Raw genomic sequence first — 20887 nt, forward strand, 5'->3', positions numbered from 1 at the left:
GCCTCAGCCTCCCGCACTTCGCGCGGAATGATAGGCCGGGTGCCACGCCAGCATGCGGTGCTCCAGCGACTTGGTAACGACATCAGCCGCCTTGCCGAGTAGGGCATAGACAAGAATACCGAGCACCACGACATCGGTCTGCAGGAACTCACGCGCATTCATCGTCATATAGCCAATGCCCGAGGACGCAGCGATCGTTTCGGCCACGATCAATGTCAGCCACATGATCCCCAGCGCGTAACGCAAACCAACGAGAACGGACGGCATCGCCCCCGGCAGCACCACCCGCCAGAATACGGCGGCACGCCCCAATCCATTCACCCGTGCCATTTCAATGAGGCCGTGGTCGACCGTGCGGATCCCGTGGAACGTATTCAGATAAACAGGGAACAGGGTACCGATCGCAACGAGGAACACCTTTGCCGTCTCATCGATGCCGAACCAGAGGATGACCATCGGTATGACAGCGAGGTGCGGCACGTTGCGAAACATCTGCAATGCAGAGTCGAGCAGCAGCTCGGCGTGTCGCGACGTGCCGTTCAGCACCCCAAGCGCAAAGCCGAGCCCGCCGCCAGCAAGAAGACCAAGCAGCGCACGCTGGAAGCTGATCCCGACATGGTGGAACAACATTCCACTGGAAACGGTGTCCCAGAAGGCGACGGCGACCTGTGTCGGTGCGGGCAGCACGCGCTGCTCTATCCAACCACTCCGCGCCGCCACCTCCCAGAGCACAACAAGACCGAGTGGAACGAGCCACGGAGCCAGCCGCTCGAGTGAAAGCCTGTCCGCCCAGCGATGCTTCATGACTGTCCCACCCGGAGCGCACCCGGAAGCTGATCGTTGGCGACGGTTTCACCAACAGGTCCCCCGCGGCGCTGATCCTGCAGCGGCGAGGAATGCGCCAGCGGCAGAAGCGGGAAGACCAGCTCGGCAAAGCGATACGCTTCTTCCAGATGCGGATATCCGGAGAAGATGAACGTACTGACGCCCACGCGCATGTATTCCTTGATGCGCTCTGCGACAGTTTCCGGGTCGCCTACCAGGGCCGTACCGGCACCGCCGCGCACGAGACCGACACCCGCCCACAGGTTCGGACTGACTTCGAGCTTGTCCCGCCTCCCCCCGTGCAGCGCGAGCATTCGCTTCTGCCCAACGGAATCCATTCGCGCAAAAGTCTCCTGCGCGGACGCCAGCGTTGCATCATCAAGATGCTTGAGCAGATTGTCTGCCGCGCGCCACGCCGCATCGTTCGTCTCGCGCACGATCACATGCAGCCGGATGCCGAAATCGAGCTTGCGCCCGCGCTGCGAAGCTGCCGCCTGCACGACTTCAAGCTTCTTTGCCACCTCCGCAGGGGGCTCACCCCACGTGAGGTAGGTGTCGACGGTCTCTGCAGCGACGGCAATTCCTGCATCGGACGAACCGCCGAAATACAGCGGCGGATGCGGCCTCTGCAGCGGCGGAAACAGCAGGCGGCCGTCCTCGATCTTTATGTGACGCCCCTCGTAGTCAACGCGCCCGCCCGCCAGCAGACATTTGTACACGTCGAGAAATTCCTTCGTGACGACATAACGTTCGTCATGCGGGAGAAAAATGCCGTCGCCCTTGTTCTCGACAGGGTCCCCACCCGTGACGACGTTGATGATGAGGCGACCGTCACTGATACGATCGAGCGTCGCCGTCATCCGCGCAGCCACTGCCGGTGACAGCAGCCCGGGCCGCACAGCGACAATGAGGCGCAAATTCCGGGTGCGCGGCGCGATAGCCGACGCGATCACCCAGGAATCCTCGCAGCTCCGTCCCGTTGGCAGCAGCACACCGCGATAGCCGAGCCTATCAGAGCCCTCTGCCACCTGCGTCAGATACGAGAGGTCGACTTCGCGCCCACCAACCGCAGAGCCCAGATATCGTCCATCGCCGTGCGTCGGCAAGAACCAATGGACATGCGCCTTTTCCGCAGCAGCGACACCCACGATCAGACTCCCTTTGTGATCGACGTCACCCCAACCAAGCACGGCCGACCAGCGCGCCTCACCGACGCGCCGATCGACCAGCGTCCCCATGAAGCGCGTTATCGAACAACTGGCACAGGCTGCACAAACAAGAAGATTCGAAATCTATTTCCGATTTTCATATTGGAGCAGCCGGCCCACTTCATCGCACTTAAGTCACGTGATGCTCGCCAGCTTCGTGGCGAGCCGCGAATGACGAAGGGGACCTAGGATGAAAGTGCTTTCTCTCACGCGCGGCATCGCTGCAGTTGCCGCACTCTTTACGGCAGCTGCTGCAGTTCACGCAGCTGATGCGCCGAAGCAGGTACGCATCGGATATCAGAAGTCATCAACGCTCATAAACGTACTGCGCACCAACGGAGAACTCGAGAAGGCGCTGGCCGACGCTGGCTATAGCGTCTCCTGGTCAGAGTTTCCGAGCGGTCTGCCGTTGCTCGAAGCCCTCAACGTCGGCGCTGTGGATCTTTCCGGCGACGTAGCCGACACCGTGCCCGTCTTTGCGCAGGCCGCAGGCGCCAAGCTTACCTACGTCGCTACCGAGGCACCATCTGCCTCAGCCCAGGCATTGCTGGTCAAGGCCGACTCACCGGTCAAGAGTGTTGCCGATCTCAAGGGCAAGAAGGTCGCGGTGACGAAGGCCGCGGGCAGCCACTACCTGCTCATCGCGCTGCTGAAGAAAAGCGGATTGAAGTTTTCCGACATCACGCCGGCATTCCTCACTCCCGCCGATGGGCGCGCAGCATTCGAAACGGGTGCTGTCGATGCCTGGGTAACGTGGGATCCGTTCGTTGCGGCCGCGCAACAGCAATCCAAGGTCCGTGTCATTGCCGATGGCAAGGGCGTCGCCGACTATCAGCGCTACTATCTCGCATCCGCTGCCTTTGCAGCCGAGCATTCGGACGTTCTGCGGCTCGTATTCGACAAGCTGCGGCAGACTGGCAAGTGGATCAAGGCCCACCCCGATGACGCTGCCAAGGTTCTCGGACCGGCATGGGGCTTGAAGCCAGAGATCGTCAAAGCAGCCAACAGTCGGCGCAGCTACGATGTGCAGGCCGTAAAGGAGCAGAACCTCGGCGAAGTCCAGAAGATTGCCGACGCGTTCTTCGCCGAAGGCGCTCTGCCGAAAAATATCGTGGCAAGCGAAGCCCACATCTGGTCGCCCGACAAGCAGGCGTCAACGCGCTAGGCGCGTGTCGTGCCTCGCAAAAAGGTGGGGCACGCCAATCGTCTATGGCCATCAACCTCAGACATCACTGCACGTCAGCCATCAAACGTTGCTCCGTTATAACGAAGGAAAGCGACGGCATCGCCATAGACTTCGTTGCGCGGGCCCGCGAGCGGAATGTAAATCCGCAATCGCCAACCGCATTGCAAATTCTATCCCGTCTCGCGCTAGGCGTTATCCGCGCGCACAGGCCAAGCGGCCGGCGCGCAGGCACGTCGCATCAGAATTCGAAAGAGGACCATCATGGCCGACGAAGGTCGCGGTACACTTGCAGAGGGCGCAGCAAGACAATTAGCCAACGCGACGAAAACCCGTGCCCAGTGGGGCGGAATTACGCCGCGATGGCTCATTCCGTTTCTGCCTTGGACGCCCGTCGAAGCAGGCATCTACCGCCTCAATAAGGTGAAGGAGACGCGCGGGGCAACGTCGGCCAAATCATCTGATGTCGAGTGCAGCCCACCGCGCGACCGCGACGCGGCACTGCCCGAAACGTTCGTCGATTACGAGGACAATCCGCGCGAGTACTTTCTCAACGCGGTGACCACGGTGCTCGATGTTCAGACGCGCGTCTCCGACCTCTACAGTCACCCGTTCGATCAAATCCAGGAGCAGTTGAGGCTGCTGATCGAGAAGGTGAAGGAGCGCCAGGAAAGCGAACTCATCAATAACAAGGAGTATGGCCTCATCGCCAACTGCGCTGCCTCCCAGCGCATCTCCACGCGCTCTGGCGCGCCGACGCCGGACGACCTCGACGAGCTGCTGACAAAGGTTTGGAAAGAGCCGTCGTTTTTCCTCGCGCATCCCCGTGGCATCGCCGCGTTCGGTCGCGAATGCACGCGCCGTGGCGTTCCACCGCCCACCGTGACCCTGTTCGGCTCGCCGTTTCTCACCTGGCGCGGCATTCCGCTGGTGCCCTCCGACAAGGTGCCGCTGACGGCAACGGGCAAATCGAAATTCCTTCTCCTGCGCACCGGTGAGAAGAAGCAAGGTGTCGTCGGCCTCTTCCAGCCCGGCGTTCCCGGCGAGGTATCACCCAGCCTCTCCGTACGCTTCATGGGCATCGACCGGCGCGCGATCGCCTCCTACCTGATCTCGCTCTATTGCTCGCTCGCCGTGCATACGGAAGATGCGATCGCGGTTCTGGATGATGTCGAGGTGGCGAAGTATCATGACTATCCCTCAGCAAAGTGACCTGATGGGCGGACCGGCGATGGTCGAGGCGTCGTCCGGTCCGGGCGATGCCGCTAGCTACGCGCCACCGCCGAACGTTCCCGATGCGGCTACGATCGCGCGGCTGGCAAATGCGTTCTACGCAGCCCCGCCCTCCCCGCCGCTACCGGGGCCGGGTGCGGCGTTGCCTTCCGCTCCCGTGTTCGCCGCCGAGCCGCTCTACAATTCCATTCCCGGAACGCCGGCGCTGACACTGCCTCTGTCTCCCAATCTCAATCCGGGCCTGCCGCCGGTGCCGATGCCCTCATCGGGCGCAGCACAGCCATCGGCACATGTGTTCGCGCTCGAGCCGCTGGTGGCGCAGGTGCAATCGCCGGCCTCTCCTCCTACGGTTACGCCGCAAGCCGAAAATGTCGGACGCGGTGACTCGCCCGGCGCTCCCGTTGCAATTGCGGCTTCGGAAGCGCCCGCAACAATGGGGGCCGACCCGAACTTTGCCTCGCTGCCGTTCTCACTGGGCGATGCTCTCGCGTTCGTTCCAAGCTTCGATGATGTCGCGAGCCCTTACGGGCCCGGCACGCTGAGCGGTCCAGCCGAGAACTCCGCGGTTCCCGGCAGCACGTACTCATTCCTTGAACGCGGCGCTCCCTCAGCGTTCGACCCGACGCCGCCAACCGCTGCGCCAGCTAAGCCCAATCCCAGCGCGAACCTGCCGTTTGCATACCAGGCTTCAGTGCTCGATCTTACGGCGCTCGGCTATCAGCATCGTTCCGACCTCGGCGTGCCGGCGACTGGCATAACCGGTGTGCGCCCATTCGACCCTCGTGCGATCCGGCGCGATTTTCCGATCCTGCAGCAGAACGTCAACGGCCGGCCCCTGGTCTGGCTCGACAACGGCGCCACCACGCAGAAGCCCCAGAGCGTGATCGATCGGCTCGTCTACTTCTACGAAAACGAGAACTCCAACATCCACCGTGGCGCCCACACGCTGGCCGCGCGCTCTACCGATGCATATGAGGCGGCGCGCGCCAAGGTGCGTGCGTTTATCAATGCGCCCTCGCCCGATAGCATCATCTTCGTGCGCGGTACGACCGAGGGCATAAACCTCATCGCCAAGGCGTGCGGTGGCCGCAACGTCGGCGAGGGCGACGAAATCGTCATCACGCACCTAGAGCACCACGCCAACATCGTTCCCTGGCAGCAACTTGCCGCCGAAAAAGGCGCCGTGTTGAAAGTGGCGCCGGTCGACAACTCCGGACAGATCATTCTCGCGGAGTACGAGAAGCTGTTCACGCCGCGCACACGCGTTGCGTCCATGACTCAAGTCTCGAACGCGCTCGGCACCGTTGCTCCCATCGCCGATATGGTTGCCATCGCACACCGCCATGGCGCAATCGCGATCGTCGATGGCGCGCAGTCGGTCTCGCATATGCCGATCGACGTGCAGGCCCTCGATGCGGACTTCTTCGTGTTTTCCGGTCACAAGATGTTCGCCCCGACCGGTATCGGTGCGGTGTACGGGCGCCCCAGCATCCTTGAAGCGATGCCACCCTGGCAGGGCGGCGGCAACATGATCCAGGACGTCACCTTCGAGAAGACGACGTTCCACGGCGCACCGGCGCGCTTCGAAGCCGGCACTGGCAACATTGCGGACGCCGTGGGTCTCGGCGCGGCGATCGACTATCTCATGACCATCGGCATGAGCAACATCGCCGCGTACGAGCACGAGTTGCTCGGCTATCTAACGCAAGGGCTATTGAGCGTTCCGGGTCTGCGCATCATCGGGACGGCGAACGAGAAGGCAGGCGTCGCCTCGTTCGTGCTTGACGACTGCAGGGTGGAAGACGTCGGCAAGGCGCTAGCGGCCGAGGGCATAGCGGTGCGTGCCGGCCATCACTGCGCGCAGCCGATCCTGCGCCGCTTCGGCCTCGAGGCGACAGTGCGGCCCTCGCTCGCGTTGTACAACACCACCGATGATGTCGATGCGTTGGTGACGACGTTGCTGCGGATCCAGTCCGGACGGGGCAAGCGCGGCACTAAATAGAGCTTGCCTTCTACTTACAGTTGGGCGAGGGACGCTGCATGCGTTCTCTCGCCCAATCCGTTTCCGCCGATTTTGCCGGCGTTGAGTTCGTCCTAACCGACATGGACGACACGCTGACTTATCGTGGCCGATTGGCGGCCGCGACGTTCGACGCGCTGGAGAGGCTGCAGGACGCGGGAATCAAGGTCATTCCAGTTACTGCGGCCCCTGCAGGCTGGTGCGATCAGATGGTTCGCATGTGGCCCGTCGATGCCGTCGTCGGGGAAAACGGCGGTGTCACCATGCTGCGTCGCGACACATCCATCGAGTACGCATTCTGGAGCAGAGAAGCGCGCGGTGAGGCGACGTGTCGGCTTGCTGCGTTGCGTGCAGACATTGCCTCGCGCTTTCCCTCGGCAACTCTGGCCAGCGATCAGCCGTTCCGGCTTACCAGCCTCGCCTTCAACCGCCCGAGCGATGGTGATGACACGACCAGGCTATGCGCGTTCATTCGCGCAAGTGGGGCCGATGCTGTGGTGAATTCGCTTTGGGTGCTCGCGTATTTCGGGGGATACGACAAGCTCTCGGCTGCGCGACGGTTACTCGCATACGCTTATGGCGTCGATATAGATTCTCAGCGTGACGCCGTGGTCTATGTTGGAGATTCGGCAAACGATGCGCCCATGTTCGCCCACTTTCCGCGATCGGTGGGTGTCAGAACAGTGGTCGAGCATCTGGCGGAAATCGAGAAACCGCCGGAGTGGATTACGCGTGGCCCGGGCGGCTCCGGCTTTGTCGAGGTTGCAAACTCCGTGCTGGCGGCGCGTCGATAGCGCAGCTCACACGCGCCGCGGCGATTATAAGCTTCGCTCTATTTCTTCGTTCTCACCAATCCTTCTCCACTCCTAGGTTGCACGACTTCAACATCGGGAGGGGGGCATGGTCCTTCATCGCACTAGAGTTGGCGCAAGCATCGCCATCGCGGCACTCGCCGTCGCAGCATTCGCCGCAGTGGCGAGCGCTCAGGAACAGAAGCCCGCTGAACCTGCCGCGACACCAGCTTCTGCCAACGTGTTGCTGAACGCATCTTACGACGTCTCGCGGGAGCTCTATAAAGACATCAACGCTGCCTTCATCGCCGACTGGAAGAAGAAGACGGGTGAGCCCGTCACCATCAACCAGTCTCACGGCGGTTCGACCAAGCAGGCTCTCGCTGTGATCAATGGTCTGGACCCTGACGTCGTAACATTCAATCAGGCGCCCGATATCGACATCCTGGTCAAGCCGGGGCTTGTCTCGGCCGACTGGCGCAAAGCGTTCCCGAACGATGCTTCGCCCTACACCTCCACATCAGTGTTCCTCGTCCGCAAGGGTAACCCCAAGGGCATCAAGGACTGGGATGATCTAGCCAAGTCCGGCATCAGCGTCATCGTCCCCAATCCCAAGACGTCCGGCAACGGACGTTACACCTACCTTGCGGCGTGGGGCTATGGCCTGAAGAAGTCGGGCAACGAGGCGGGCGCGCGGGGCTTCGTATCAAAGGTGTTCGCCAACGTGCCTGTGCTCGACGGCGGAGGACGCGGTGCAACGACCACCTTCACCCAGCGCAATACCGGCGATGTGCTCGTCACTTTCGAGAGCGAGGCTAAGCTGATCGGCAAGGAGCTGGGAGAGGATAAGTTCGATATCGTCTACCCGTCCGTGAGCATCGTTGCCGAGCCGCCTGTGGCGATCGTCAATCCGGTGGTCGATAAACGCGGCACCCGCAAAATCGCCGAGGCGTATCTGAACTTCCTCTATTCGCCCGAGGGACAGAGGATTATCGCCAAACACGGGCTGCGTCCGCGCAACGCTGAGGTTCTCAGCGCGAACGCGACTGAGTTCCCGGTGATCGAGACGTTCCGCGTCGAGGACCTGCTCGGAGGTTGGGAGGCAGTCAAGAAGCAGCACTTCGCCGACGGCGCGACCTACGATCAGATTACGATCAAACAGTGAATGGTCTGGGCGGAGCAGGGCTTGATAAAGGCTTCACCTCAAGCCCTGCTCACTCAGATGGCGCGTGCCAGATGCGGGGTCTCGCGCAATGCGAGCTGCGGCATCCTCGTCTGCGCCGAAGAACGGAGCCCGTCAAGGAGTCGCAGAGCTTGCGGCCACGGGCCAAAGCCGCTCGCCGGATCCACACATCCGGCACGGCCCAGTTCAATCAGGTCGCAGCTCCAGTAGTTCGCCCAGAATGCTGCTTTACTCGATCTCAGATAAGGATCGTTGCTACTCGCGGCGATCGCTGCGGGAAATGGCAGCGGCTCCTCGGGTAGCATCCACGCCAACCGCAATGCGTCCGCATCGAACGGCGCCACGAGAAGTGCGCTGGCAACGCGACCCGGACAATCCATCGATGCCCGCAACGCTGCCAAGCAGCCAAACCCGTGCGCAACCACGGTCGCAGGCTCGGCGCACTTGCTGATCTCTGCCCTCACTGCAGATGACCATTCGAGCAGGTCGAGAGAGCTTAGGTCTTTCTGAGTAACGCGGCGCGTGTCGGGAAGGACGCCTTCGATCCAACGGAGCCAGTGACCGGCGCCGCCGCCGTCAAGGCCAGGAACTACGAGAGTGGTCGTCATGGTGATGCCTCGCGTAGTGAGCGTTTTGTCCTCAGTCTTCGCTAACCATCCCCTGGATTGACATTCCCTGTTTGAAGTTCTGCACGCCAGCCTACGCCGGCAATGCCACGCGGCAACCAAGAATTCAGAATGTCCATATTCCAATTCCTGATGTCGCGAGGATCATTCTACGCCTGCCGCGGCGCTCAACTATGCTCCTGACGTCGTCTCACCTTTGACAACGGCGCGCAGTCTCTTCTCGCTCAGCTGCGGCGAGCACATGCTTATGAAGTTATATATGAACCCGCGGAGATAGCGGCCACGACGGACAGCGAGACTGGAGGTGTTCACCTCGAAAAGATGGCTGCAGTCGAGCTTTCGCAGTCCTACATCTCGCCCGGCATCGAATGCCATTCCCGCCATGATGCCGACGCCGAGCCCCAGCTCCACGCATGATTTAATGACGTCGGCATCGAGCGCAGTAATCGCGATATCGGGTTCGACGCCGGACCCTGCGAACGCGGCGTCAATGCGTGCGCGCCCCGTAACTCCATCGTCGTAAGTGATAATGGGCCACTCAGCGATCGCCGCCAGTGTCAGCGGTCGCACCTGTTCCAGAGGATGCCCAACCGGCACTACCGTGACGTGTTCCCACTGCACATAAGGAAACGCTGCGAGGCCGGCATGCCCCTCGAGGGTATCGGTTGCAAGCCCGATATCCGCCTTGCCGTCGAGCAAAATGCCCGCGATCTCCTTGGCGTTAGCCTGATGCAAGACCAGCCTCACTTGTGGATGGGCCTGCGTGAACTTGGCGAGCACGGGCGGCAGTGCATAGCGCGCTTGCGTATGTGTCGCCGCAATTCGCAGAGTGCCATCCTCGCCGTCGGCGAGGCGCGCGCCTACCTGCGCCAGGTTATCGACGTCGATCAAAATGCGCTCAATGATCTGCAGCGCTTCGGCCCCAGCATCGGTCAGGCGGAGCAGCCGCTTGCCCTTGCGCACAAACAGCTCAAGTCCAAGTTCGTCCTCCAGATCCTTGACGTGCTTACTGACGCCCGACTGGGACGTCAAAAGCACGTTCGCGACCTCGGTCAGATTGAAATTGCACCGCGCGGTCTCGCGCATGATGCGAAGCTGTTGAAAGTTCATGCTCGCACTGCGGGCCGCTCGCGCTGCGCCCGCATCTTCCCACCGCTGAATGCCCAGCTCAACGTAAGCGCGCTGCTGAACGCGCGGAATAAAGTTATTCTGATAAGCTTATGAAGAACGCTGGTTTGAGCAGACCCTCAGCGATAGCTCCCGAACGTTGACGAAGCCGGAACCGTGCTGCCGACTTGCTCGTAAGGGCAATTCCTCGGGAGTTCGAGTAGCGTGGTGGGCAAAGCCACCGGCTCTGGTTTGCCTAGGGTCGCTTGACGATCGACAGCGGAAGTGAACTGTCCGGCGCCGAGGGCCAAAAGCGGCCCACGCAAATTTCACACAAGCCACGGGCCATCGCGGCAACAGCGACGGGATCGCGAGCCAGCTGCTCGAGCGGATAACCTCACGTTGGTCGGGCGACGGAATGATCCTTAGGCCGACGCAAGAAGCGAGCACACGGCGACGCTTCTTACTTCGACACGCGTCGATCCGCGATGGCGCGCGCTGCGGCGATAACGGCTTGGCCAAGAGCGATGCCCCCATCGTTGGCCGGCACGCGCTGCGGGGTTAGGACGTCGACACCGCCAGCGCGCAGCCGCCGCGTGGTCTCAGCTAGTAGCAACCGGTTCTGCATAGTGCCGCCCGAGAGCACCACCCGACGGATTCGCCGCCGACGGGCGATGTCGAGGCCGAGCCGCGCGGTTCCATCCGCTAGTCCAATGTGAAAGCGCGCGGCGATCACCTCGCGCGAGACGCCGGCCGCGACATCGTCCAGCAGCGCGCGCCATAGCGCGCCCCAACCGATGACCTGCGGTGAACTGCCTTCGATGTCGACGTGATAGCCCGCGCCGGCCTCCTGCAGCCCGCCCTCGGCGAGCACTTCGAGCTCGATGGCCGCCTGCCCCTCATAAGACACGCCAGCCGTGCAGACGCCGAGCGTTGCTGCCACGGCATCGAAGAGCCTTCCCGCGGAGCTAGATAGCGGCGCGTTGATGCCGCTATTCAGCATCTTCCTCAGGACGCCTGCCTGCCGCGCGCCCACGTGCCGTACGATCTTAAGGTCAGGAAAACGCGCGGCGACCTCGTCCCAACCGATGAACCGCTCCAAGTGGGCAAACGCGTTTCGCCACGGCTCTCGCATTGCCTTGGCGCCCCCCACAAGCGCGACCGGTGCGAAACGCGCCAGCCGTTCATAACCTGTGTAGGTGCAAACCAAGAAATCGCCGCCCCACAAGGCGCCGTCATCTCCAAAGCCAAGCCCATCGAGAACGATCCCCAGTACCGGCGGATCCGAGAGTGGCGCCCCGTGTTCAGCGAGGCACGCTGCGACGTGCGCGTGATGATGCTGCACCTCGGCGAGCGTGGCACGCTCGTCGGCAGCGATGTTGCGTCCCCAACGGGTCGACAGGTAATCCGGATGAAGATCGACTGCGACAATATCGGGATCGAAGTCATAGAGCTGCCGATAGAGCTTCAGCGCGGAACGGTAGTCGCTATGGGTCTCTGCATTCTCGAGATCGCCGATGTGCTGGGAAAGTACAGCCTCTCCGCTGCGCAGGATGCAAAACGTGCTCTTCAGCTCCGCCCCCATTGCGAGGACGCGCGGAACTCCGGAAAATCCCTGAGGGAGTCGAATGGGTTCGGGCGCATACCCCCGTGCGCGACGTACAATCACCGGCGTGCCGTCAATGACCCGAGCCACGGAGTCATCCAGCCGATTGACGATGTCACGATCATGCATCAGCCAGAAGTCGGCGACACCCATGAGGCGCGAGCGGGCTTCAGCATTCTGCGTGCATTGAGGCTCGTCGCTTCGATTGCCGGAGGTGAGCACGATCGGGCGGCTAAGCGTTTGCATCAATATTTGATGCAACGGCGTATAAGGCAGCATGAACCCAAGGCTCGATTGCCCGGGAGCCACGCTCGCCGCCAATGTTTCTGCGCGCGGTCTCTTATCGAGCACGACGATTGGCGCCGCTGAGCTATGCAGCAGCCGCGCTTCCGCCGGTCCAAGCAGAGCATAGCGTGAAATGGCGTCCTCGCTTGACGCCATGACCGCAAATGGCTTGTGATAGCGATGCTTGCGCAATCGCAAGCGAGCGACGGCCTCCTCGTTAGCGGCGTCGCACGCCAGATGAAAGCCGCCTATGCCTTTAATGGCGACGATGCTTCCGTCGCTGATTAGACGTGCAGTCGCAGCAATTGCGTCCTCTCCAGGCCTGCGGTTGACCTCCTGACCCGTTGCATCCTCGAGCCAAGCGCGCGGACCGCACTGCGGACAGGCAATCGGCTCGGCGTGGAATCGACGGTCGGCGGGATCCTCGTATTCACGCCTGCAACTGTCACACATCGCGAACGCGGCCATTGATGTCGCCGCGCGATCGTAAGGGATTGCGCTCACGATCGACAGCCGCGGACCGCAGTGCGTGCAATTGGAGAATGGGTAGCGATAGCGCCGGTCCGCGGCGTCGAACACTTCCTCTAGGCATGCCGGACACGTGGCGGCATCCGCAGCGACCCCCGTCGCCACTGCCGCCCGCTTGCTTTGCACGATGCTGAACGCGGCTGGCGCCGGCTTGTCGATGACAGAGAGATCCCGACGCTCGATCGCGTCGATCCGAGCGAGCGGCGGCGGCTCGGTCGAGAGCGCCGCTTCGAAGCCCACCAAATCGTCCTCCTGACCCCAAGCGCGGATCAGCACGCCCTCGCCATCGTTCAGGACCTCGCCCGTAAGGCCGAAGCGCCGTGCCAACCGCCAAACGGTGGGACGAAATCCAACGCCCTGCACCAGGCCACGCACGCGGATCACCACCCCGCGAATATCATCTCGTCGATCATGCGAGGCGACTTCCACGCTGCACTCCTTCAATGCACGGTACAGACCATGCAAGGGTCGAACGAGCGCACGATGTGCTGAACGGCGACCGGCTCGATCTCTCCATCGCGTACGGGAGCGCCGACAAGCGCCTGCTCGCAGGCGCCGGGTACACCGGCGGCATCACGCGGCGAGAAGTTCCACGTGGTCGGCGCCACGATTTGATAGTTGGAGATACGGCCATTCTTTACGCTCAGCCAATGGCCAAGCGAACCACGCGCAGCCTCGATAAGCCCGACGCCCTCGGCGTTGGCCAGCGCCGGGGCATCGACGAAGAATGGCTCGTGCGGCGTGATCCTTTTCGCCCAAGCCTCCAGCGCCTGCACTACTCGCGCAATCTCGATCAGTCGCGCGATCACCCGATTGGCGACGTTGCCGCCGCTCCCCTGCACGAGATCGCGGATCAGGGGATGGTCGTCGACCACTTGTCGCGCAAGCGCGCCCACCTCGACCACCTGCCCCGCCAGACGCGGCGCCTTACACCATGTATAGGCGTCCTTTGCTTCGGCGTCGGGCATCGTCACGCCGCGCGAGGGATGTCGCGGTCCGTCACTGGGCGCAAACCAGCCGGACGATGAATCCTCGGTGATGCCTGCGGCATCGAACGCGAAATCGTTACCCTGTGCGTGCACGCCCTGCTTGAAGAGGAATGCATCGTCCAGCGCGTAGGCACCGTAGCTAAGGAAGCGATCTGTGGCACGGCCCATCGTATCGAGTGACAGTGCGTCGGCAAGCTTGAGGAAAAATCCGAAGTCGCTCGTTGCCGCTGGTTCGCGTTGCCGCCAGGCGTCGAGTTCGCCCTTAGAGCTCAGAGCCGTCACAGATTCGAGCCGATCACCGAACATGCGCGTCTCGAGAAAGCGGCGAAAGGTGGCGAGCGATGCGAGCACGCGTACCTGAGCGGCACCATCGATCGAATGCGTCGTGCCTCCGGGCTGCAGTCCGAGGGTATGCGGCCAATGGCCGGCGAGCGTCCCCATAATGTGCATGAAGGCCGCACGAACGGGCAACACCTCCCGCGATGCTGCCCCTTCCACGGCCTTGAAGCGCTTGACGACTTCAAGATGCCACGGCTCGTCGGCGTAAACAGGCCGCGCAAAGTCCGGCATGAAGAAGAGATAGAAGTGGGTGAAATGGTCGGCGACGTTTTCCACTCCGAGAACGAGGTTGCGCATCAGCCGACCGTTCAAGGGAGGCTCGACGGAGCCGGCCTCAGCGAGGGCGATTGCCGCCGCCATGGATTGCGAAACCGAACAGATGCCGCAAATCCGCGGCGTGTATACGAGAGCGTCGCGCGGATCGCGCCCGCCGAGGATCTGCTCAAAGCCCCGATAAAGCGGTGAGTTGACCCAAGCTGCCTTCACCGAGCCTTGCTCGATGTCGAGCTTGATTTCCAGGTCCCCCTCGACGCGATTGAACGGCCCGACGATGCGACGGCTCATTTCTGCGGCTTCCCCTTCACAACTGTGGGAGGGGTAATGATGTAGTCGGCAACGGCATTCATTTTGACGCGGTTGGGAGTCGCCGCCTTCGACAGGGCGGCGAGCGCGACGAACCACGCCTTCGGCATGTCGGTCGGGAGTCCGATAGGAATGCCGGCGAGCTTCGGTGTTTCCAGGTACGGGTGCGAAGGATCCTCGAAGCCGGGCTCGGTGCAGGAGATGCAGGGGTAGCCGGCGCGCGTGCACGAGCTGCCGCCATTCCATAGACGGATATTGCAGTCAGCGTGCACCTGGGTTGCCATGCATCCGAGGTGCTCCATGAGGCAACCCAGATTGGATAACCGCTCAGCGCTTGCCTTGTATTCATAATACTCGTTGCGCGCGCAGCCGTGGTGCACGAGGTGGTCAGCATAGAGCCGTGGGCGGCCCAGCGCATCGAGATCACCCTGCCGCAACGTGCCGAACGCAAGCTGCAGCAGCGTCTCTACGACCCAACCGGGATGAATTGGACAGCCCGATATGTTGATGACCGGCCGGCCAGAGTGGGCACGGAATGAAGGGCCAAGCAGCCCGCCAGGGTCCGAGCCATCGTAGACGAGCCCGGTCGCCTCGACGTGATTGGCGCCCCCGGCGGTAATGCCGCCAAAGGCAGCGCACGTGCCAATCGCCAGCACGTCGCCGGCGAGCACCGCGAGTTCTGCGATGAGTTCCTTCATCGGCGTGCCGGTCCCAGCCTGCACGTGAAACCGTCCGCTGCCATTGGGACCGTGGATCACCGAACCTTCAAGGCAGAGGATGTCGAGCGGAATGGCACCGGAGCGCACTCCGTCGATCACGGCGCTAAATTCGCTTCCCGTCGCCTCGCTCAGGGAGGGGTGCCAAAGAAGGCGGATACCCGCCGCATCGAGAGCCGACAGAAAGTCGGGCTGCTCGGCACAGATGAGTGACATCGTGCACCCACCGCATCCTCCCGACTGCAACCAAAGCAACGTGCGCTGGCGATTGCTTGCGCCGTCAGGCATCCTGTCCCCTTTCCTGCAGCGGCAGCCGCAACGTAAACACTGCGCCGCCGTCGGGGTGGTTATGCGCTTCCAGCTTGCCACCTAGCTCCTCAGCAAGCCCGTAACTGACGTAAAGACCAAGGCCAGTCCCTTCCCCGATCTTCTTGGTGGTGAAGAAGGGCTCGAAGATGCGCTGCAGTGCCTCCGGGGCAATGCCGGGGCCGAAGTCACGCACCACCACGGCCACTTCAGCCTCCTCGACACGGCCCTCGATCACGACGCGCGGTTCTTCGCTGTCGCCCATGACATCGATCGCGTTCTGAACCAAGTTGACGATGATCTGATGGACGGGCCCCTTGCGCCCTACGACGTCGAACGGCTCAGGCAGCTTGAGCTCGATTACCGGCTTAGTACGGCAAGCCTTTACTACCCAGCTTACGGCCGTGCGGATGACGCGTCCTAGGTCGAAAGTGTCGGCCAACTCCGATTGAGTGCTGGAGAACCGCCGCAGATCCTGCACGATCTCGCTGACGCGCTCGGCGCCCTCCAGCGTTCCTTCCACGAGCGGCGTGATATCGGCAAGCACGCGGTTGATCTTGAGCTTCGCGCGCAACTTCTGCAGTGCCTCAGCACTCTCACCCCGATCGATCGCCTGCAAATAGGTGGTCAGACGCTCTCCATAGCGCTTCAGCGCGTGCATGTTGCCGAAGACGAAGCTGATCGGATTGTTGAGCTCGTGCGCGACGCCGGCGACGAGGCGGCCAAGTGCAGCCATCTTTTCCGAAAGCACAAGTTGCTGCTGCGCCTGGGTCAGTTCGCGGTGCGTACGATTGAGACTTTCGTACGCACGCCGCAGCTCGCCCACTGGACGTCCGATCAGCACCCATCCGACAAGGGCACCCTTGTGATCGAAGCGTGAGGAGCAGTTGATAGCCAGCGGCGTCGGATGGCCGTTCATGTCAATGAGGCCGACCTCCTGGTCCGCGATTGCCAATCCGGCATGCGATCCATCCGTCAAGCGCGCGATGAGTGGACGCGATTGCTGCGAGAAAATCGTTTGCAGCGGCACGTCGATGAGCTCGGTTTCGGAGCAACCGGTCAACTGCTCGAGAGCCGCGTTTGCGCGTTCAATGCGGCCGTGCCTGTCGCAGACGATAAGCACGTCCGTCATCGCCGCAACGACGCTACCGATGAATTGCTGCGCTTCCTCGAGAGCTGCGTTTTTTCTTTCAAGCTCGACTTGATGATGAACCAGATCGGCGTAGACCGCGTCCATCGTCTGGACCACCTCGATCCAAGCCTCCTCCCCGACGCCCGTCAACTCGAGCGTGTGGGCCCCGGCTCTCTGGCTGAGGCGCGAATCGGCTCGGCGATGCGACGGCCGCAACACATCCGCAACCGTATCAGCTGGCGATCTTTCGGCGCGCTTCTGCATCGAGGGCTTCAACCTTCTCCAGGCCGTAACGTTCTAGCTTGCTGCGTAGACCGACGCGCGACAGCCCAAGTTCCTTGGCGGCACGGCTCTTGTTCCATCTATTCCGGATCAATGTCTCGCGGATGATGCGCGCCTCGACCGATTCGACCCTTTCTCTCAACGTTCCGTCAAGTGCCCCGATGAAATCGATTTCTTCGCCCTCGTCCCCTGGCGCTGCCCGGAGAATCCGCGGTGAGAGCAGATCCGCCCCGATTTCACGGTCCTCCGGCGCCATCACGAGTGCCTGTTGGAGCTCGTTTTGCAGCTCGCGCACGTTGCCGGGCCAATGATAGGCGGTGAGGCAGGTAATCGCCTCGTCAGAAAGGCCCCGCACGCGCTTGCCCAGCTGCTTCTGGGCCTTTTCTAGGAGCATACGCGAGATAATGGGAACATCGATGCGCCGATCACGCAGTGGAGGGATGTGGATCGATACGGTCGAAAGCCGGTAATAGAGATCCTCGCGGAAGCGGCCGGCCCGCACCTCGCTCTCCAAATCCTTGTTGGTCGCGGCAAGCACGCGGATGTCGACCTTGCGTGTCTGTCGACGGCCAACAGGCCGGATCTCCCCCTCTTGCAGTACCCGCAACAGCTTGACCTGAAATGCCGGCGAGACCTCACCGATTTCGTCCAGGAAAACTGTGCCACCGTCGGCACGCTCGAAGAGCCCGATATGATCCTCGACCGCGCCGGTAAAGGCTCCGCGCTTGTGGCCGAACAACTCGCTCTCGAGTAGCTCGCTGGGCATCGCGGCGCAGTTCTCGACCACGAAAGGCTTATCCCATCGCAGACTATTATAGTGCAGTGCGCGGGCGACTAGCTCTTTGCCGGTTCCGGACTCTCCCGTGATCAGAACCGAGACGTCATACGGCGCGATGCGCGAGATGCGGTCGCATACCTCGTTCATCGGGCTGTCACTGTCTCGCACGATACCGTCGTCGCGTTGATAGTGCTGCTTTAGTTCGCGCCGACGCGTCTCGATCACGCTTTCTGCCCGCTCGGAGGACATTTTGAGCTCGACGGCAAGAAGCTCGTTTTGCCGCTGCAGGTCGAAAAGATGCACAGCGTTCTTGAGCGTCAAGATTAGGCTTTCCGGCTGCCAAGGCTTCATCACGTACTGATAGATGCCGGCTTCGTTGATCGAGCGGATGATGTCTTCGGCATCGGTATAGCCCGAGATGATCATGCGCACGACCTCGGGCCATCGCTCGCGCACCGACTTGAGAAACTCGACACCCGAGACCTGTGGCATGCGCTGGTCGCACAAGATGACCTGCACCCACTCCCGCTCGAGGATCTCTTCCGCTTTCTCGACGCTCGTGGCGCTCTTGATGTCGAAGCAGTCCTCGAGAATGCGCTCCAGCGATTCAATGCTGCGCGGCTCGTCATCGACGATAAGCACCGTCGGCAGGCTGGTCATATTTGATCCCTCCCGGAGCCTGTGCGTTGCTCGCCCGCTCTCTTATTCCGGCTCCGCATGAGCATCAGCAGATCCTCGGCAGTTGCTCGCCAGTAAGCCAATCGACGATACGGCTACCCCCGAATTCCGTCTCCATCTGCACGAAGCCGTTTGCGTCGGCGATGACCGAGCCGATGATCCCGGCTTCTCTGCCCAGCGGATGCGCGCGCATCGCTTCAATCAGCAGCGGAGCGTCTTCTGCGGCACAGATCGCGATGAGCTTTCCCTCGTTCGCCACATAAAGCGGATCAAGTCCGAGAAGCTCGCAAGCTGCATGGACTTCTGGTTTCAGCCCTATGGCTTTCTCCACGATGCGCATTCCGACTTTGGACTGCTGCGCCAGCTCGTTCAGCGTCGTGGCCACTCCGCCGCGTGTCGGATCACGCAGGCAATGGATCGCCGGCACAGCAGAGACCATGTCGGCAACCAGCCCGTGCAGCGCTGCGGTATCGGAACAAATCTCAGTTTCAAATTCCAGGTTGGCGCGCTTCGACAAAATCGCGACGCCGTGTTCGCCAATCGAGCCGGAGCAGATGATCGCATCGCCCGGCTGTGCCTTGTCGCCGGAGATATCGACGCCATCGGGGACAACGCCGATTCCCGTCGTCGTTATGAAGACTCCGTCGCCCTTCCCCTTCTCGACAACCTTGGTGTCGCCAGTGACGATGGGCACGCCCGCCTCCCGCGCCGCCGTCGCCATGCTGGCAGCGATCCTCGCAAGGTCCGCCAGCGGGAACCCTTCCTCGATGATGAACCCCGCCGACAGATAGAGTGGCCGCGCACCCGACATGGCAACGTCGTTGAGGGTGCCATGCACCGCAAGGCTTCCAATGTCACCGCCGGGGAAGAAAAGAGGCGAGATAACGTGCCCATCGGTGCTCATGACAAGGCGTCCGGCAGGGACGTCGAATGTGGCTTGATCGTTACCGAGCGCCAGAATGGGATTGTCGAAATGTTGGACGAACAGCTCGGAGATGAGTTGTGCCGTCGCCCGGCCTCCAGCGCCGTGCGTCATATCCACGGCACCAGATCTCACATCGAGGCGAGATGAAAACCGCGTCATGATCGTCATGCTGCAGCCTCCTTGTGCCGTTGGGTGCCATCCCCGCTTTGGCGGAACCGGCCATAGGTCCAATACGCCGCGCACGCGCCCTCCGAGGAGACCATGCAAGACCCGATCGGACTCTCTGGAGTGCACACAGTGCCGAAGAGCTTACAATCGGTGGGCTTCTTGGCGCCACGCAGAATCGAAGGGCACTCGCAGCTTTTGGCATCGCGGACCTTTCTCGTACCGAGGGCGAAGCGCTTCTCCGCGTCGAATTCGGAGTAGGCGTCCTTGATCCGCAGCGCACTGGAGGGCACTTCGCCCAATCCACGCCACTCAAAGCTCTCCCGCAGTTCGAAGACCTCCGCGACGAGCGCCTGCGCCTTTAGGTTCCCTTCGCGGGTGACCACCCGCACGTACTCGTTCTCGACCTCGTGCCGCTGTTCGTTTAGCTGTCGAATGACCATGAGGGTCGCCTGCATGACATCGAGCGGCTCAAAGCCGGCAATCACTACAGGCCGCTTGTACTCGGCAGCGAATGGCTCGTAGGGCCGGCTGCCGATCACAGCCGAAACATGCGCCGGTCCGAGGAAGCCGTCGATGGCCACCGTGCCGTGCTCGCGGACGTCAGGCGTCTGCATGATGCTCTGGATTGCCGGCGGCGTGAGGACATGGTTGCAAAAAACGGAGAAGTTCCTCAACCCCTCGGCCTGCGCATCGCGAACGGCAACTGCCGTCGGCGGCGTCGTCGTCTCGAAACCTATCGCGAAGAACACGACCTCGCGTTGCGGCTCCTCGCGCGCGATTCGCATCGCGTCACGGATCGAGTAAACCATACGGATATCGGCCCCGGCCGCCTTAGCTTTGATGAGACTCCTGCGCTCCGACGCTGGGACACGCATCATGTCGCCGTAAGTGCAAACCGTTGCGCCGTGTCGCTCGGCAAGCTCGATCGCGTTGTCGATGCGGCCGATGGGAAGGACACAGACAGGGCAGCCGGGCCCGTGAACGAACTGCACGTTCGCAGGCATCAGATCCTGGACGCCGTAGCGGAAGATTGCATGCGTATGCCCACCGCAAAACTCCATGACATGATACGCGCGACCGGTGTCAGCTTCACGGGTGATGCTGGCTGCTAGACGCTTGGCGAGATCGCCGTTGCGAAACTCATCGACGAACTTCATGCGCTAAGCTCCTCGAGCGGATCTTCGCCCGCCTCCTCGATCATCCTCAGCGTGCGTGCGGCCTCATCTGGCGACAGCTTGTGCAAGGCAAAACCCACATGAACGAGAACGAAATCACCAACCTCGAGCTCATTGAGCAGCGCGACGGATATCTCCTTCTTGACGCCGCCCAAGGTCACCACGGCCGTCTCATTGGCGCGGTCGATCGACACAACTTCTGCTGGTAGCGCAAGACACATG

General features: G+C 62.0%; 17 protein-coding genes. 5 read left to right on the forward strand and 12 right to left on the reverse strand.

Going from position 1 to position 20887, the window contains the following annotated elements:
• Positions 1–3 precede the first annotated feature (3 nt).
• Together ssuC and ssuD are read right to left on the reverse strand one after the other, a co-directional pair.
• Complete coding sequence (ssuC, locus tag NDB2M4_RS10405) at positions 4–804, reverse strand: aliphatic sulfonate ABC transporter permease SsuC (protein WP_072374297.1); 801 nt, start codon at positions 802–804, stop codon at positions 4–6.
• On the reverse strand, positions 801–2063 hold the full coding sequence (gene ssuD, locus NDB2M4_RS10410; RefSeq protein ID WP_083556145.1) for an FMNH2-dependent alkanesulfonate monooxygenase: 1263 nt from the start codon (positions 2061–2063) through the stop codon (positions 801–803). Before ssuD ends, ssuC begins: the two co-directional genes overlap by 4 nt.
• 160 nt (positions 2064–2223) lie before the next feature.
• On the opposite strand from ssuD, the gene NDB2M4_RS10415 reads away from it, so the two are divergent.
• The 5 genes from NDB2M4_RS10415 (at position 2224) to NDB2M4_RS10435 (ending at position 8425) form a co-directional block, all read left to right on the forward strand.
• A complete protein-coding gene (locus NDB2M4_RS10415; RefSeq protein WP_072374300.1) occupies positions 2224–3198 on the forward strand; it encodes an aliphatic sulfonate ABC transporter substrate-binding protein in 975 nt (324 codons plus the stop codon).
• A gap of 282 nt (positions 3199–3480) precedes the next feature.
• Positions 3481–4428 carry a family 2A encapsulin nanocompartment shell protein gene (locus tag NDB2M4_RS10420; protein WP_072374303.1) on the forward strand — a complete coding sequence of 316 codons (948 nt, stop codon included), beginning with the start codon at positions 3481–3483 and terminating at the stop codon, positions 4426–4428.
• A gap of 19 nt (positions 4429–4447) precedes the next feature.
• Positions 4448–6451 carry a family 2A encapsulin nanocompartment cargo protein cysteine desulfurase gene (locus NDB2M4_RS10425; RefSeq protein WP_210186536.1) on the forward strand — a complete coding sequence of 668 codons (2004 nt, stop codon included), beginning with the start codon at positions 4448–4450 and terminating at the stop codon, positions 6449–6451.
• Positions 6452–6489: 38 nt separating this feature from the next.
• A complete protein-coding gene (locus tag NDB2M4_RS10430) occupies positions 6490–7263 on the forward strand; it encodes an HAD family hydrolase (protein WP_072374309.1) in 774 nt (257 codons plus the stop codon).
• 106 nt (positions 7264–7369) lie between these two features.
• Entirely contained in the window at positions 7370–8425 is a 1056-nt protein-coding gene (locus tag NDB2M4_RS10435) for a sulfate ABC transporter substrate-binding protein (RefSeq protein WP_072374312.1), read from the forward strand.
• Positions 8426–8478: 53 nt separating this feature from the next.
• Here the strand turns inward: NDB2M4_RS10435 and NDB2M4_RS10440 are convergent, their stop codons facing one another.
• The 10 genes from NDB2M4_RS10440 to NDB2M4_RS10485 form a co-directional block, all read right to left on the reverse strand.
• A complete protein-coding gene (locus tag NDB2M4_RS10440; RefSeq protein ID WP_072374315.1) occupies positions 8479–9051 on the reverse strand; it encodes an RBBP9/YdeN family alpha/beta hydrolase in 573 nt (190 codons plus the stop codon).
• 189 nt (positions 9052–9240) lie between these two features.
• Positions 9241–10179, reverse strand: a complete 939-nt coding sequence (locus tag NDB2M4_RS10445; protein WP_072374317.1) for a LysR substrate-binding domain-containing protein — start codon at positions 10177–10179, stop codon at positions 9241–9243.
• Between the two features lie 460 nt (positions 10180–10639).
• The gene (hypF, locus tag NDB2M4_RS10450; protein WP_210186530.1) at positions 10640–13024 is read right to left on the reverse strand and encodes a carbamoyltransferase HypF; all 2385 of its coding nucleotides are present in this window, start codon (positions 13022–13024) and stop codon (positions 10640–10642) included.
• Between the two features lie 11 nt (positions 13025–13035).
• A complete protein-coding gene (locus NDB2M4_RS10455) occupies positions 13036–14487 on the reverse strand; it encodes a nickel-dependent hydrogenase large subunit (RefSeq protein WP_072374320.1) in 1452 nt (483 codons plus the stop codon).
• Positions 14484–15509, reverse strand: coding sequence for an NADH-quinone oxidoreductase subunit B family protein (locus tag NDB2M4_RS10460; protein WP_072374323.1), 1026 nt, complete (start codon positions 15507–15509; stop codon positions 14484–14486). Before NDB2M4_RS10460 ends, NDB2M4_RS10455 begins: the two co-directional genes overlap by 4 nt.
• Positions 15502–16923: a sensor histidine kinase gene (locus NDB2M4_RS10465; protein ID WP_072374326.1), complete on the reverse strand. Its 1422-nt coding sequence runs from the start codon at positions 16921–16923 to the stop codon at positions 15502–15504. Before NDB2M4_RS10465 ends, NDB2M4_RS10460 begins: the two co-directional genes overlap by 8 nt.
• Entirely contained in the window at positions 16892–18379 is a 1488-nt protein-coding gene (locus NDB2M4_RS10470) for a sigma-54-dependent transcriptional regulator (RefSeq protein ID WP_072374329.1), read from the reverse strand. Before NDB2M4_RS10470 ends, NDB2M4_RS10465 begins: the two co-directional genes overlap by 32 nt.
• A gap of 64 nt (positions 18380–18443) precedes the next feature.
• Positions 18444–19490, reverse strand: a complete 1047-nt coding sequence (gene hypE / locus NDB2M4_RS10475; protein ID WP_072374332.1) for a hydrogenase expression/formation protein HypE — start codon at positions 19488–19490, stop codon at positions 18444–18446.
• A complete protein-coding gene (gene hypD / locus NDB2M4_RS10480; protein ID WP_072374335.1) occupies positions 19487–20647 on the reverse strand; it encodes a hydrogenase formation protein HypD in 1161 nt (386 codons plus the stop codon). Before hypD ends, hypE begins: the two co-directional genes overlap by 4 nt.
• Entirely contained in the window at positions 20644–20886 is a 243-nt protein-coding gene (locus NDB2M4_RS10485) for a HypC/HybG/HupF family hydrogenase formation chaperone (RefSeq protein ID WP_072374338.1), read from the reverse strand. The genes hypD and NDB2M4_RS10485 overlap by 4 nt, the downstream gene beginning before the upstream one ends.
• Position 20887: the final 1 nt, after the last annotated feature.

Source organism: Hyphomicrobium sp. NDB2Meth4, assembly GCF_900117445.1.
Taxonomy (GTDB): Bacteria; Pseudomonadota; Alphaproteobacteria; order Rhizobiales; family Hyphomicrobiaceae; genus Hyphomicrobium_A.